Origin of the sequence: Nostoc sp. (assembly GCF_036917135.1) — a bacterium.
Taxonomy (GTDB): Bacteria; Cyanobacteriota; Cyanobacteriia; order Cyanobacteriales; family Nostocaceae; genus Nostoc.
Map to the genome: position 1 here is coordinate 36,619 of NZ_JBALEA010000042.1, position 14,794 is coordinate 51,412.

At 38.6% G+C, this 14,794-nt stretch carries 11 protein-coding genes; 4 read left to right on the forward strand and 7 right to left on the reverse strand.

What is annotated here, in order from left to right; genetic code table 11:
* Positions 1-15 precede the first annotated feature (15 nt).
* Positions 16-1,905 (forward strand): AAA family ATPase, encoded by a 1,890-nt coding sequence (locus tag V7K50_RS12965; RefSeq protein ID WP_334960523.1) that lies wholly within the window; start codon positions 16-18, stop codon positions 1,903-1,905.
* Between the two features lie 2 nt (positions 1,906-1,907).
* Positions 1,908-2,840: an MIT C-terminal domain-containing protein gene (locus V7K50_RS12970; protein ID WP_334960525.1), complete on the forward strand. Its 933-nt coding sequence runs from the start codon at positions 1,908-1,910 to the stop codon at positions 2,838-2,840.
* A 198-nt stretch (positions 2,841-3,038) separates the two neighbouring features.
* Here V7K50_RS12970 and V7K50_RS12975 read toward each other — a convergent pair whose 3' ends face one another.
* Positions 3,039-3,656 (reverse strand): type II toxin-antitoxin system PemK/MazF family toxin, encoded by a 618-nt coding sequence (locus V7K50_RS12975; RefSeq protein WP_334960527.1) that lies wholly within the window; start codon positions 3,654-3,656, stop codon positions 3,039-3,041.
* Position 3,657: 1 nt separating this feature from the next.
* Positions 3,658-4,137: a type II toxin-antitoxin system antitoxin SocA domain-containing protein gene (locus V7K50_RS12980; RefSeq protein ID WP_334960529.1), complete on the reverse strand. Its 480-nt coding sequence runs from the start codon at positions 4,135-4,137 to the stop codon at positions 3,658-3,660.
* Between the two features lie 984 nt (positions 4,138-5,121).
* On the opposite strand from V7K50_RS12980, the gene V7K50_RS12985 reads away from it, so the two are divergent.
* The gene (locus tag V7K50_RS12985; protein ID WP_334960531.1) at positions 5,122-6,105 is read left to right on the forward strand and encodes an AAA family ATPase; all 984 of its coding nucleotides are present in this window, start codon (positions 5,122-5,124) and stop codon (positions 6,103-6,105) included.
* Positions 6,106-6,252: 147 nt separating this feature from the next.
* Positions 6,253-8,640, forward strand: a complete 2,388-nt coding sequence (locus tag V7K50_RS12990) for a S8 family peptidase (protein WP_334960533.1) — start codon at positions 6,253-6,255, stop codon at positions 8,638-8,640.
* Between the two features lie 3 nt (positions 8,641-8,643).
* Here V7K50_RS12990 and V7K50_RS12995 read toward each other — a convergent pair whose 3' ends face one another.
* The 5 genes from V7K50_RS12995 to V7K50_RS13015 form a co-directional block, all read right to left on the reverse strand.
* On the reverse strand, positions 8,644-9,147 hold the full coding sequence (locus V7K50_RS12995; RefSeq protein ID WP_334804334.1) for a TniQ family protein: 504 nt from the start codon (positions 9,145-9,147) through the stop codon (positions 8,644-8,646).
* Positions 9,147-9,983: a TniB family NTP-binding protein gene (locus tag V7K50_RS13000; RefSeq protein ID WP_334804333.1), complete on the reverse strand. Its 837-nt coding sequence runs from the start codon at positions 9,981-9,983 to the stop codon at positions 9,147-9,149. Before V7K50_RS13000 ends, V7K50_RS12995 begins: the two co-directional genes overlap by 1 nt.
* Before the next feature lie 3 nt (positions 9,984-9,986).
* Positions 9,987-11,702: a Mu transposase C-terminal domain-containing protein gene (locus V7K50_RS13005; RefSeq protein WP_334960535.1), complete on the reverse strand. Its 1,716-nt coding sequence runs from the start codon at positions 11,700-11,702 to the stop codon at positions 9,987-9,989.
* A 483-nt stretch (positions 11,703-12,185) separates the two neighbouring features.
* Positions 12,186-12,665 carry a hypothetical protein gene (locus V7K50_RS13010; RefSeq protein WP_334960537.1) on the reverse strand — a complete coding sequence of 160 codons (480 nt, stop codon included), beginning with the start codon at positions 12,663-12,665 and terminating at the stop codon, positions 12,186-12,188.
* Positions 12,666-13,081: 416 nt separating this feature from the next.
* A complete protein-coding gene (locus V7K50_RS13015; protein WP_334960539.1) occupies positions 13,082-14,365 on the reverse strand; it encodes a proton extrusion protein PcxA in 1,284 nt (427 codons plus the stop codon).
* Between the last annotated feature and the right edge of the window lie 429 nt (positions 14,366-14,794).

A 14,794-nucleotide genomic window follows, 5' to 3' on the forward strand; every position in this document is an offset into this window, starting at 1 on the left:
CTGAACTATATTAATATGCCTAAAAAAAATCCCCCTCCCCGTAAAACAGATTCATCAGCTAAAAACAAAGCCAATTCGCCCATAACTGGTTTCCGTATCAGTAATTTCAAAGCTTTTGCTGATACTCAATACATCCCCATTCGTCCCCTCACGCTGATTTATGGCGCTAATAGTTCCGGTAAATCGAGTATACTTCACAGCCTGTTGCTGGCGCATCACGCTATTACAAACGAAGGTGAGCTAGATGTTTATCGCACAGAAGCCGGGGGTGATTCTGTTGATTTGGGAGGTTTTGGGCAATATGTTCATAAACGCGATCGCACTCGTCCTGTAGAGTGGGCGATAGACCTTGACCCCAGCAACATTAACTTATCAGATAAGGGACTCGGTAGTTTATTAGAACCAATCAAAAAACTAACTGTGGGTGTTGGTATCGGGATGCACTCTTCAGAAAATGGAGGTATAAAAGTGCGATCATTCTTTTTAGAGGCTGATGGCGAAAGAGTGCTGGATATGAGTTCCCGCCCCAAGGGTAGGCTTCAGTTAGATCGCCTTGACCACAAGCATCGAATAATTAGTCCGTTGATTGAAGCGATTATAGAGGCAAAGACATTTAAATTAAAGGTAACTCCGCAAGATGAGGAAGAAATTGAGCAGGTAATCAAGATTCTTGTCCCAGAGATTACAGCACAAGTTTATCGCTTCTTACCATCAACCATCCAAGTTGAAAATTCGCATCAAGCAAATATTGATAGCATCACACCTGTAAACCCTCAAAATCGGCAGAATACTTTAGCCGATGTTATACGCTTGTTTATTCCCTACCGACTAAATGATATAGTCAGCGCGATTACCCAAACAGTAGAGAGTGAGTTAGAAAAATTACGATACCTGGGGCCATTTCGCACTTATCCACCCCGGCATTTTGCCTTTTCTCGACAGCAAGATGCTAATTGGCACGCTGGTGGTGGTTATGCTTGGGACATTCTGTTGAATAATGCTGAAGTTCGCAACAAGGTAAATGGTTGGTTAGGGGATACTGACAGAATGAAAACCCCTTATGAGTTAAGGAAGCGTACTTTATTACCAGATTCACATTTAGAGGATAAACTTGACTCCCTTCTTACCAAAAGCTTACACGATTTCACCGTTGAGTTGGTTTTTCACGCAGCAGGATTTGGTGAAAATCTTCAAGAAGAAATTGAACGAATAATAACTGATTTAGAAGATACAAATGTCGGGAACAGTCAATTTTGGCAAATATGTTGTTTGAAGTCAGCAGTAGATTCAAACTCATACAGCTTAATGAGGTATTTTTTTTCCGGTTTGGATTATAACCGTACTCTCCCGGAAATTGAAGATATTGTTTCGATGATGACTGATATCGAGAATCTATCAAAAATCTGGGTAGATGATATGACTTCAGAAGGCGATCGCATTTCAGATTTAGTCTTTTTTGATAAGAGAACTAAAACACAAGTCAGCCATCGTGATGTGGGAATTGGTATTAGTCAAGTAATTCCAATCCTCGTATCTTGTTATAGTCTATCTGATTCCTTAATTGCCATTGAACAACCAGAAATCCATTTACATCCCAAACTGCAAGCAGAACTTGGAGATGTCTTGATAGAGTCAGCTTTGGGAGCCAACAAAAATACATTAATTTTAGAAACTCATAGCGAAAATTTACTTCTTCGCATAATGCGGAGGATGCGAGAAACTTTTAATGAAGAACTCCCTAATGGAACTCCACCAGTAACACCTGAAGATATTTGTGTCCTCTATATAGAGCCTATTGGAGAACAGACTGTAGTGCGAGAGATCCCATTAAATGAGTGTGGAGAGCTTCTAGAGTTATGGCCAGAGGGTTTCTTTGAAGAGAGATTAAAGGAGATATTTCCCTAACTATGCTTACTGAATACTCGCTAGGCTCATGTATTTTTGACATTGAATGTTACATTGGCGATGATCAAGAGCGTCGCCAGTTATGCTATTCAAAATTGAAAGAACTCAAAGAAATCATTTTAGAAGAAGAAGCCTTAATTCGTGATTTAAGAGATGGGGCATGGAGTAAATATGTTTTAAACCATCCTTCTAAACATCCAAATACAAAATACATTATTGAAAAGCTGCGGTTGCGTAAAGTTAAAGCAGCTAAAGCTACAGCATTACCCTCTAGTCATGATGAGTGGTGCCAAGAAGCAGTTGATTCTCGCAAAAATGAGTTTTTAAATGCTATTTTAACTTCTCAGAAAACAGCAGCAAATTTTAGTAGTGTAGCAGAAATCTGTTCGATTGAGAAACTCACTATTGCTAAATGGTTACAAACCCATAGTTGTTCTGTTCGTCTTCAAAGAAATATTAATGAATATCTAAAGTATTTAGGAGTGGTTCTAAATCAAGCTAAAATGATTAAATTTATTGATCCATATTTCGATCCCGATCCACTGCAAAGAAATTACACTGATTTTCACTATCTTATCACCGCAGCAAGAAGAGACATAAAAGAACCCAAAAAGACTATTGAAATTCACTTACGTAAAAAATTTTCAAAAGCAGATGCAAAAACACAATTTCAAAATATTTCTCCTGCTTTAAAGAACGCAAATCTAACTGCTCAAGTTTTTTTCTGGGATGATTTTCATGATCGTTATCTAATTACCGATATCATTGGTATTAACCTTAATAATGGGTTTAACACTGATAATAAGCTGACTACATGGACAAAATTAAGCAAGTCAGATCGGAATAATATAAATGACGAGTTTAAACCAGACTCTTTGCGTAAAAAATCTTTAGTAGGTAATCATCTGTTGTGTTACGAGTTCAGTTTGCCGTGAAGATGTTACTATATCTTGCATTTCAGAACTAAAGAAAATCGAGAATACAGTGCAATAATTGCCAGATTTGTAATAGTTAGGATATCAATGTCATTGATAAATATCTAGGTACTATAGGACTCATATCTGATTTGTGAATAAGATTTCAGATAAAACCCTGATAAAACAGGCTTTTCACTCTCAGTATGTTTTCAGAAATCAAATCGGAGTCCTATATGATCCTAAATTGTTGATTAATTCTTCTATTGCTAAATTCTTTGTATCTTCAGGTAGATAATCAAAGACTTTTTTTAAAAGTTCTGGGGACGCATTTTGAGCAAACCAGTCATCACTAGGATTTTCTCGAATATTCAAAAAATACTTTAACCGTTCTTCTATAGCGTCTTTATCTGGTCTATCTAATTGTCCAATTCTATCTGACCAATTTGCTGATGAGTCTTTGAAGCAATTAGCATCAACAGTACAGATTTGATGAACTAAAGCGTAGGAATTTTTATTAAGACCATTTTTTACTGTAGGGTTAATTGGATATGTAGTTGGTAAACCGTTAAATGTTCCTTGGGAAGTCAGGGGAATAACGCAAAATGTTGTTATATATCCAGATTCATCTTGAAATTGATTGCTTGTCCAGATGATATAAGGATGTATCCCTCTGAAAACCCTACTTGAATTAATATTCTCAGTGCAAGTTTGACATTCTACTTCACCTGGCTCATCTAAATTATAAATATGGACATGACCCAGTTGGCAACGAAGAGATACCCTATAGGGATTTATGGAATAGATCCAACCTTGTCTAGGTTTTTGTCCAACCACTTTACAATCCTAATTCACTAACTAATTTTTCTCTTTCTGCTTGTAAGTTAAGTCTAGCTTTTTCTTCTGGTCTATGGGTATTTTTCGCTTCCAGCATTGGAGCAGTGCTATATACATACTCTAGTAACTGATTCAGTTTATCTGCGCCGGCCCACTCTCTCCGAATATTATCCAGGATGAACTTAAGACTTAGAGGTATTTGCAAATCATCTACTTGAGCAGCTTCATCCACAGGTCTAATGTATGTTGTATTTTCCTGAGATTCTTGAATAATCTCTTTCCCATTCATTTGATTTAAGGCAGCATCTATACCCTCATTCCAAGGGCCAAATTGATAATAACACCAATCTAGATCAGTCAGCTGCTTTCCTGTCCACTTAACAGAGTAAAGATCAGCTAAATACAAAAACTTGATCAGCTGTGTTTTTGTAATATACCCTTTTGTCGCGTAGACAAAATATTTTATTAGTTTATCCAACATGACCTTTCTCTCTGTTAACTGCCACAAAATAGTCTAATTAATGAACAAATATAAATGTATATAAAGATTCGTAATCCTTTTTATTTAATAAAATATAAAGATTTTATACAATGTTTCTATCGGTTAATTATAGTTGTTTTTTTTGCAATCTTTAACACTTTTTGGCTTACTCATCGTAGACCACAGTATATTTGTACTAATATAATAGTACACGATTAATGTAACCGACACAATCTTTGACTAAAATCTCATGTGTTGTAAGTGTCTCATGGATTTGTCGCATCTCGCAGAATAACCCTTCGCCACTTTACCATTATCCGTGAACGACACAAAGCACCTTTGACACGAAGCATCCACCCACAATGCTGGAACTTTGAACCTTGTCCCACAGTTTGGGTACTCTGAAAGTAAGCTTTACCCTAAGCTGATTGTTTCAGCAGGGACTAGGAAGACGTATTCATGGAGCGATCGCTTGAACCTGTAGAGTTTCAATTAGACGCATCTATTAGATAAAGCTAAACCTGTGATTTCGGCGTACTTAGACGATATTTATCAACAATTGGTGCTGAAATCGGAAAAAGAAAGCATGAAGGAATTAGTACCGCAAAACGAAAGTCAAAAGTCAAAATGATTACGGTGTAAGGTTTTCATTTATTTTGAATGGTAGTTTTATTTCCGTCGTGCTGTACTAGCCATCAATAATAAAGCTAATACATACCATAAGTTATGTATAACTAGACCTTTCAGGGCTAATAGAGTGATATCCAAGGCTTTGATATGAATAATTCTTATTTTAAAAAGGGATTAGCCCTATGATTACTGGAAATTTATTGCTCATTGCTTCCTGTGATTCTTTATAGTACAATTGTACTCACAAAAACATACATTTTCCTCTATCTATCCGCTAAAGATGCTTTTTAAAGTTGTAAAATGAAATGTTCTACTTTATGAGAGCCTAAAAAACTTGTCAGATAAAATGCTTATATGTCAACAGCTCGCCACATTATTGCGCTCTTGAAGAGCTACCTAGAAGGTGAGGAGCAACAATTTTTCTCTGTTGCTTTACAGATAGCTGCACATGAAGCAAGACAAGGACATACTAAAATTGCTCAAGACATTCAAATTCTCATTGATAAAGCAAAAGAGCGTAAATCTGTTATTGAGCGTAAAGCTTTGGGGGAAACGCTCACCCAACCCAAGGGAGAACTAGCAAATCTTGTATCGGTTCAGTATTCAGACACAAGACTTATTGACATGGTTCTTCCTCCAGTTTTAGAAAAAAGATTACAGCGTATTCTTATAGAACATATCAAGCAGCATCGTTTAGCTGAGTATAATCTCAAACCTCGTCGCAAAATACTTTTAGTTGGGCCACCAGGTTCAGGTAAGTCGATGACTGCTGCTGCTCTTGCTGGAGAACTACAACTTCCTCTTTTCACAGTTCTTTATACTGGTCTAATTACAAAGTTTATGGGTGAGACAGCTAATCAGCTTAAGCTCATATTTGATGCAATGCTGGTGACAAGAGGTGTTTATTTTTTTGACGAGTTTGATGTCATTGGCTCACAACGTGCTTCAGTTAATGACGTTGGAGAGATTCGCCGGGTTTTAAATTCCTGCTTGCAGTTTTTGGAGAATGATGACAGCCAAAGCCTAATCATTGCTGCGACTAATCATCCTGATTTATTAGATAAGGCTCTTTTTCGACGTTTCGATGATGTTATTGAATATGAGCTACCAAATCAAGAAGTTGTTTGCAAATTACTAAAAACGCGTCTAGCTCCTTTTGATACTGAATGGCAAAATTGGGAACATATTATTGAGAGTGCTAATGGTCTAAGTCAAGCAGAATTAGTTCGAGCCGCAGATGAAGCGGCGAAAGTAGCTGTGATTTGTGATCAGGATTCAATTTCTGAAGAAAACATGATTTCTGCGATTCTAGAGCGTAAAAACACCATCTTTAAGTGAGTACGGTATTATTTTATAAAGATGTGTTTAAATTAACCTATCGACCCAATGCCAGACTACCGAAGGAATCTCCCTAATCTTTACATAATGGTAAAGGGAGATAGCAAAAACTATACATATCCAAGAAAAGTAATAGATAAAAAACCCTTGCCACGGCGTAATCGTATAGAACACGCCGAAAGGTTGCAACAAGCTTTTGAAAAAGCCCTTGAAAATTATCAGCAACAAAAATTATTACGTGAGCCAGAACTTGCAGTTGGAGAAGTTGGTTTTTATTTAGAGTTCCAGCTACCAAAAAGCGAACTTAAAGCACTTGAGTTCTTGGAGAACAAGCCTAAAAACATCGAGTTACTTGCTGTTCACTCATCTGATGAAGCAGACGAAACCGTATCAGTAACCGTATTTGTACCAGAAAAAGCATCAGATTTTTTCGCTTCAAAAATCGAAGCTTACCGTGATAAAGAAACAAATAAAGGAAAGCCAAAAAATGAGCCTTTAATCGCACGGTTGGATGATATTAGCTTAGGCACAGTGCGTGCGCTATTCACAGACAATCTTGAATTTCCATCTGAATCTCAGCAGGTATGGTGGGAAGTTTGGTTACGTCATGGTTGTCGTGAATCTTTCCAGCAAATAGCTCAAAGACTCGATATTAGGACAACAGGAAACTCAATTACTTTCCCTGATAGAGAAGTAGTTTTGGTATTGACATCTGTAATAACTTTATCTCGAATTATTAACAACACTAGCTTAATTGCTGAACTTCGCCTTGCTAAAGATTCACCATCGATGTTCTTTGAGATGGATATGCAAGAACAGGTTAGTTGGGTTCAAGAACTTGCAAATCGTATTATTGTAGCATCGAATAATAATTTAGCTGTTTGTTTATTAGATAGCGGTGTTACAGGCTCTCATCCTTTAATTAAGCCAGCTCTTGCTCCTGAAGATTGTTTAACTTGCGATCCAAACTGGGGAGTGGCAGACAGTAAGCGTTGGGGAGGGCATGGTACTGACATGGCTGGCATAGCCCTTTATGAAAACCTTTACAATGCACTAACAACATCAAATAAAGTATATCTTACCCACCGATTAGAATCCGTAAAAATACTTCCAGACCAGGGAGAAAATGACCCTAAGCTTTATGGAGCAATTACGAAGGAAGCTGTTTCTCGTGTAGAGATTAACAACCCCAAGCGCCAGCGTGTCATTTGTATGCCTCTGACGAGTAAAGGCGACAATAATAGGGGAGTTCCTTCTTCTTGGTCAGCAGCAATAGATCAAATCTGCTTTGAATTTCAGCGACTTATGGTTATTCCAGTTGGGAATATTCCCAAGCCTATTATATGCAGTGAGTATCCCAGTCGAAATGATTTAAGCCCAGCAGAAAATCCATCACAAGCATGGAATACGCTTGTTGTTGGTGCTTATACGGATAAAGTAAATATAGTTAATCCAAATTATGCTCAATGGCAAACTATTGCTCCTGCTGGCGACCTTTCACCTGGAAGTAGAACTTCTCTTTTATGGACTGACCAATGGCCTATCCGACCGGATGTGACTTTTGAGGGGGGAAACCTAGCAACTGATGATCCTCATTCTCCTGGTATGGATATTGATGACTTACGACTTCTGACAACTTATTATCAACCTAATGTACGGCAATTTAACCTTTCTGGAGATACTAGCGCTGCAACAGCTTTGTGTAGCTATATGGCAGCACGTATTTGGGCTAAACACCCCGAATACTGGGCAGAAACAGTTCGCGCCTTAATAGTCCACTCCGCAGAATGGACTACTGCAATGCTTAGTAATTTACCTAAAAATCCTTCGCAGAGTAAAAAAGTATCTATATTATTGCGTCGATACGGTTATGGTGTTCCTAGTCTGGAGAGGGCGCTTTTAAGTAGTAAAAATGACTTGACAATGATTTGTGAAGACCAGTTGCAGCCTTTTCACAAAAAGGATGGTAAAGGTTCGGTAAAAACAAAAGAAATGAACCTTCACATACTGCCTTGGCCAACACAAGAGCTAGAAAATTTGCGTGAAGCAAAAGTAGAAATGCGGGTAACACTTTCATATTTTATCGAACCTAACCCTGGAGAGCGAGGATGGGAAAATAAACATTCTTATGCTTCTTATGGTTTAAGGCTTGCTGTTAAGCGCTCTACAGAGACTTTGGCTGATTTTAGAAAACGAATTAACAAGCAAGAGCAAGAAACTGAAGAGAATGTTACATCTACTGGAAGTAGCGACAGTGGATGGTTCTTAGGCCCCAAAACATGGAATCGCGGTTCTATTCATTCTGATATTTGGCAAGGTACTGCGGCTGAATTGGCTCAGAAAGATTCTATTGGTATATATCCTGTTAGCGGTTGGTGGAAATATCATCCGAGGTGGGAAGGATGGAATAAAACAGCTAGATATGCTCTGATTGTTTCGATCCGAGTTATAGATGAAGTCGAAGTTGATATTGATCTTTATACTCCTATTTCTATTTCCCCCAAAATTAAACAGACTGTGCCTATTAATCTGTAGGTTCTAAGCCGGATTTTGTAACTCTGCCATTTCCCCAAACGTCATAAAACACCTTTGACACCACGCATCCAGCCACAGTGCTGGAATCTTAAACCTCGCCCCACAGTTTGGACATTCTGAAAGCAAGCCTAAATTGTGGCGATCGCACCCTTGCGTTATCTTCAACTGCCATTCAATCTTGTGACAAGGTGACTCAACATAACAAGCAGCACATAACCGAATCGGCTCAAGCTTCATCCCCACCCCAGCAGGCGGTAACATCTGCGCTAGCCTATCAGCATCAACCTCCACAACCTTAGCCAATGCCTCTAATTGCTGGCGAGACGGTAGGGGATTAAACCGAAATTTTTCCCATCGGGCGATCGCACCCCCAAGTCCTGCGGCTTTACCTAACCCAGTTGGGGTTAAATCATTTGCCCGTCGAAAGCGTCCCAAAAAATGACTCAGGCTTTCTCCTTGATATGGTTGAACTCTAAACAGCCAAGGCTTAATATTTTCTACTTCCATCACTTGTACTCAGCAGCTACTTCCTTCAAAGTTTCCAAATCAATTTTTTGCAGTCCCTTTTTTAAAGCCCGGATTGCAGTCTCTCGCAGAATCATATCCATCAAACCGATATAACCTCCAGTTGCTTCCCCTAACGTCTTCAACATCGTCTTACTCGAAAGGTTGGAAGCAACTGGCAATCTCAGTATTTGCTTCTCCCAAATATCCACCGTTCGCTTAAAATCTTCCCCTGACATCTTTCCAAAACGGTGACAAGACCGAAAACGGTTGTAAACCTGCTCATCCCGCTTAATCACTGCATCTAAGCGATCAGTTCCTACCAAAATCACTGCTATTTCCAACCTGTCAAAAATATCACGCACTTCCGCAAAAGTTTTCGGCTTAAAGCGGTCAGCTTCATCAATAATCAACATCTCTACCCCGCAACCTTTAAGAACCCGCAGTGTTCTATCTCGAATTTCTGCCACTGTTCCTTTAGTTACTTGATATTTTAAATGCTCCATAATTACCCCAAAGAATTCCTTAGCACCGCACTCCTGGGGAATTTGGATATAAGCCACAGGTACAGTTGGGGGTTTTCCTGCAACTTGAGAGGGTTTATTCCTAAGCCTATAGGCATCACAACCCATTGTTTTTCCCGTTCTCGACTCACCTACCACACGCCCAGATTGTCTTGATTGGCGCTTTCCTTCCAACCAATCATGGAGAATTTGCACTTGTTCAAGTGGGACAAAACCTTTACGATTTAATCGTTGAATCTCTGTCTGTAATTTTTCACTATTAACGGGAATATCACCCAATTGTTGGGCGACTGCTTGGGCTTCTTTTGAAGTCATTTTCTAAAATCCGTAATCTTCACGCATTTGTTCGTAATCAAAAACTTCCGGCATCTCTGGCTCAGATTCGCTATCAATAGATACTGCCTCTACTGATGACTCTGGCTCAACAGGTATAAGTTGTTTAGATTTTTTGACCTCAGCCTGTTCTACTTTCTGACGCTCTTTTTTAGTTTTCTTTTGAGTTTGGAATGTTTCGCGTTCCCTAACTTCAGCCAAAATTGAGCGATTGCTCACAGCTTTACCCGCTTCTCTGACCTTACGACTACTAGCTTTTGCCTCATCTAGAGATAGTTCTTCTGTCTCCAAATCTTGAGCATAAGCACGAGCAATAAATACCTCTTTATCCCCTTCTATGCGATAAACCAAAATCGTTGTGATGTCTCTGGGGTCATATCGCAACACAACACTTTCCCCCGCATAACCCGCTAAGAGTTCACCTCTATACATCAAGTTTTCAAATTGCAGATATCCCCCGCGTTGAATTTGTCGCCGTGTTTGCTTCATTAAGCAAATATCCAAATCCCTCTCGGAAAGTAAATCGGGTGCTGCAATTAAACCAGATTCCCAGCGTTGAAATCTTGTCTGGTCGCCCATTCGAGCATCAAGTCGCTGGTTATAGTTATCAACGATGTAACGCACCAACATTTGCTCTAACTGCCGCAACGTTAAGCAAGCTTCTTTCTCCGCTTCCTCTGGTCGCTCTTGAACGTTTGAACCTGTATATCCCTGTAAAGTTGAGAATAATTCTGTATTTAGAGTTTTAAACGGACGCTCAACACTACCACCTTCAGATGGGCGATCGCGCAAATGACAAACAAATCCTAACTGCACCCCTATTTGCTGTAAATGGTTAGAACGAAAATCTTTACCCCCATCCGTATAAAAGTGTTGCGGTAAACCAGAAGTACCCCATTCTTCATTAAGCCCATATTCTGAACCATATTGCTTGGGCAAAATTGCATGGCGTAGCGCCAAAGCTACAACTTGAGAACTTGGTGCATCGTAGCCCAAGTTAATCCCCATAATGCAGCGCGAATAACTATCAATAACCGTTGTTAACCAAGGACGACTAAGAATTTTGCCATGCTGGTCTACTAATAAAACATCAACAAGGGTGTGGTCGCACTGCCAAACTTGGTTACTGTGTTCTATTTGTAAATCTTTTCCATCACGGGTTTTCACTGATAAGCGCGAACCACGCCAACCCGGACTGCGAATACTTTTAGCTTGCTCAATTTTATCTATTAAGGGTTGCAAAATTCGGTAAACCGTCATGTGGGAAGGATGCTTAACTCCCAGTTCGTCTGCTCTCGCCTTCACTCTAATAAATACCTGCTGGCGAGTCATCCTTTTACTTCCCTTATTACCCTCCTTATAAGTTTTCAATACAAACTCTTGCCAGTCTTCATCAACTCGATGCTTCCCTTTATCCATCCGTTGATTTTGCGCCAGTCCAGCCAAACCTTCCTGTTCCCATTTATCTACCAGCCGTCGCACTGTACGTACTGATTTACCAAGCTTTTCTGCCGCTTCCTTGAGCTTTTGAGTATATGTAGTGCGATCGCTATTTTTTAAAAGACTTTGAATCACCTCCATTTTCACCAAAGCTTCATCTGAAAGCTTAGAAACAATAACGTTTGCTTCAGCAAGATCGTTGTTAACATCTGCGGAGCTTGCCCAAGTCGTAGAGGTTGTAGAAAATTCTGCATCTTGCATACAGTGTTTTATCAAAACATAGTTGTATTATACTACTTAGGTGACAAATAATTTGTTAATTTATGAAAACTCATGATTTTTCCAGGTTTTTGGAAAGTGACAATTAAATTGTGAAATATCTGGTATTTGACATCTAATTAGTGAATATCGGCTTAGATGGGTATAACTGTCTTAAATAGGAAAACCCTGACATAATCCTTGCTATGTCAGGGTTTTAGGTATTTATAGCTTTGTGACAATATTTTGTTAAATTGACAAATAATTAGTTAATGTACATTACCTTTGTAAGACTAATCGCAAAGTCGAAAGGTTATTTTCTCTCACCTGAATCTAATGTATCCCTAAAAAAACGAAATAAGGGTGAATAATTTGCTTGAGATAAAGTTATCGTTAACTCTGACAAACATAAGTATGACTTATATAGATTTGGTTGTGTAGAATTTAATGCTACACGGTGTGGTGTTAAACATTAGGTTATAAATTTCAAAATTTCCGTCGCTTTGGCATAGGACGCATCGCTTCACGACCTAAGATAAACATCCCCGCGATACCTAAACTGACAAACCAAACATATTGATACCAATATTGCCGAATCTGCTCAACTGTATTGAGTTCTCGATGCAATGTGTTTAAGTACAGCAACAGCACCAATATCATGAGCGCCCCAAAACCAACAAAGCTCAAGCCAACAAAAATTCGTGTAGGACGCAGTTCAAAATCACTAATAGTGTCTATGTCAATTTCTGCCAGTTCCTTAAAGGAGTCATCAGCCAAAGATGAAATCGCTTGGAATCTATTGCTCAGTGTTGGTGGCAAAATCGGCGACAGTGTGGCTACAGTAGGGCGACGTAGCAAAGCCTCAGTATCTCGTAGCAATTCCAGTGGCTTACGGTTAGTAGTTGGTTGAGCAAACTCTATGTTGTCTGTAGGAGTTGGGGTATTGGCTTTGCTTTCAAAATCCATAGCATGCTTGTGAAGAACCAGGATATACATAGCCTAGCGAATCAGGAAACAAATCGGTGAAAATAATTCGTAATGACTCTCGTGACACTCGCTAACGCTGTGCTATCGCCCTTCGTGCATAGGGTGAAATTAGCATGGTGTTTGGTTCATCTAAGAGGATGTTTGAAAAGTGGTTGACTGTAATTTTAGGCACTGATTGATCCCCCCTAACCCCCCTAAAAAAGGGGGGAACCGGAATTAAAGTCCCCCTTTTTAAGGGGGATTTAGGGGGATCTCCAAGGGTTAGCAACTTGATAACCTAGCAATATTTGAGGATTAAAAACATGGTGAGCCAGCGTGTTGGGCGGGTTCCGCGACTTGTTCGCGCAGCGTCTCCCCCTGGGAGAAGCGACTGGCGAACCCGTAAGGGTGAAAAATCATTCATCCATCTCTTTTAATGTTGCTAATGCCGATGGAGATAAACGACTCAGATAGCGGAATATCCAGTATTTAAAGATAGTATTTAAAATTACGGGAAATGTAGCAATAAAGAAAAAGATCACATTTCTACTAGCTGGCAAACCTAAATGTTCTGCGAATCCTTGAAGAATTACCTCCCACCCATCTGGTGAGTGAAATCCGACAAATATATCTGTAAACAGAATAATTAAAAAAGCCTTAGCACTATCACTAAGACCATAGACAATGGTATCCATAAAAGACTTGAGAATCAAAATTTCTCTTTTGTTCAGAGCGATAATTATCCCAAAAGAAATTAGTGATATTAAATCTGCAAAAACATTGCTAATAGCACTACTACTTTTAATGTGAAATTCCTCAGCTATCTCCATTGCTTTGTCTTTAATTTTTTCCTTCATTATCTCTGAAGAAAGTGAAGGCGCTTGATTGAGTAAATATTCAAATCTCAATCCTTGCTCAAAATTATGTAATTCATGGAGAGCTTCTTTCTCCATATCAGAATTGATCAGGATTTGAATTTTATTCTCTCCTCTAATTTTTTCTAATATGGGAGTTACTAAAAATTCTTTAGATAAATATTGAGTTAAAAGTGGTACAATAATTAGAACTATTAAAAATCTTATAGCAGTTTTTGTCCTATTTCGAGAAATTCGATAATTTCTGATAAATTCTTCTTCTGCCTGGGGTGCAAAATCTGCTTTAATTCTATTAACTGTTTTGCTTATAGACCTCGGAAAAACTTCAGGATTTTGAGATGGAGATGTTGCGTTAATATCATTGATATTAGATAATTCTGACTGTTGATTAATTTCGCTGCGGTTGATTTTTGGGGGTTGAGAAGTTGGTATTAATGCGCTGTCGCTAATTAGTTCATCTTTGATGGCGTACTTCTCTACGACTTCATCAATAACCTTCAATTTTTCTAATAAAACAGAATTAGATATATTGACAATTCCACGACTAAGTTGAAATTCTGCAAGCCTGATTTTAATAATAGTTAAGTTCTTATTAAGATAAGCTTGCCAATAAGACATCACATTTTCAGTATATCTTACTGATTCTGAAGATATTTTTTTGTGATCAAAATGTTCAATTTCAATGTTTTTAATTCTCTGAGCTGCTTGGTAAGCTTCTAAGAGTGCCCTTTCTGGTGTATCTAAATACCAATGATTAAGCGATCGCCAGTATCCTTTCAGCTTTTGCTGAAGCAATGTTGTTGTTTTTGCAAATGAATTTTTCATTATATATATGAGAATTTATATAATGTCTATTATAGTTATATAACCATCAGAAGTGGTTAATAGCCCGTTTTAAATCTCATTAACTATTACACTATAGTAATTATAGACTCAGCGTACCATTTGCTGGTACCCAAGATGGGAGAAAGCTGCTATTGGCTATCTATACGAACCTCTACGGCAGCTAAATGATGAAGTGCCGGATGCACAAAACAAGCGCCCAGTCAAGATACATCCTCTCAAAAAAACAAAAACCCCACGGGTGAGGTGGAGTTGATTTAATTAGGGTTTCTTTTGTAAGTACAATTGTACTATAAGTTATAAATAATCGCAAGCGTTTAGGTAATTTCTACAAAACTCAACTGCTAGGATTTTGACAGTGGTTCAAGAGTGCTGAGTGCTTTTTGCCCACTGCTACCTCTATAGTATTGA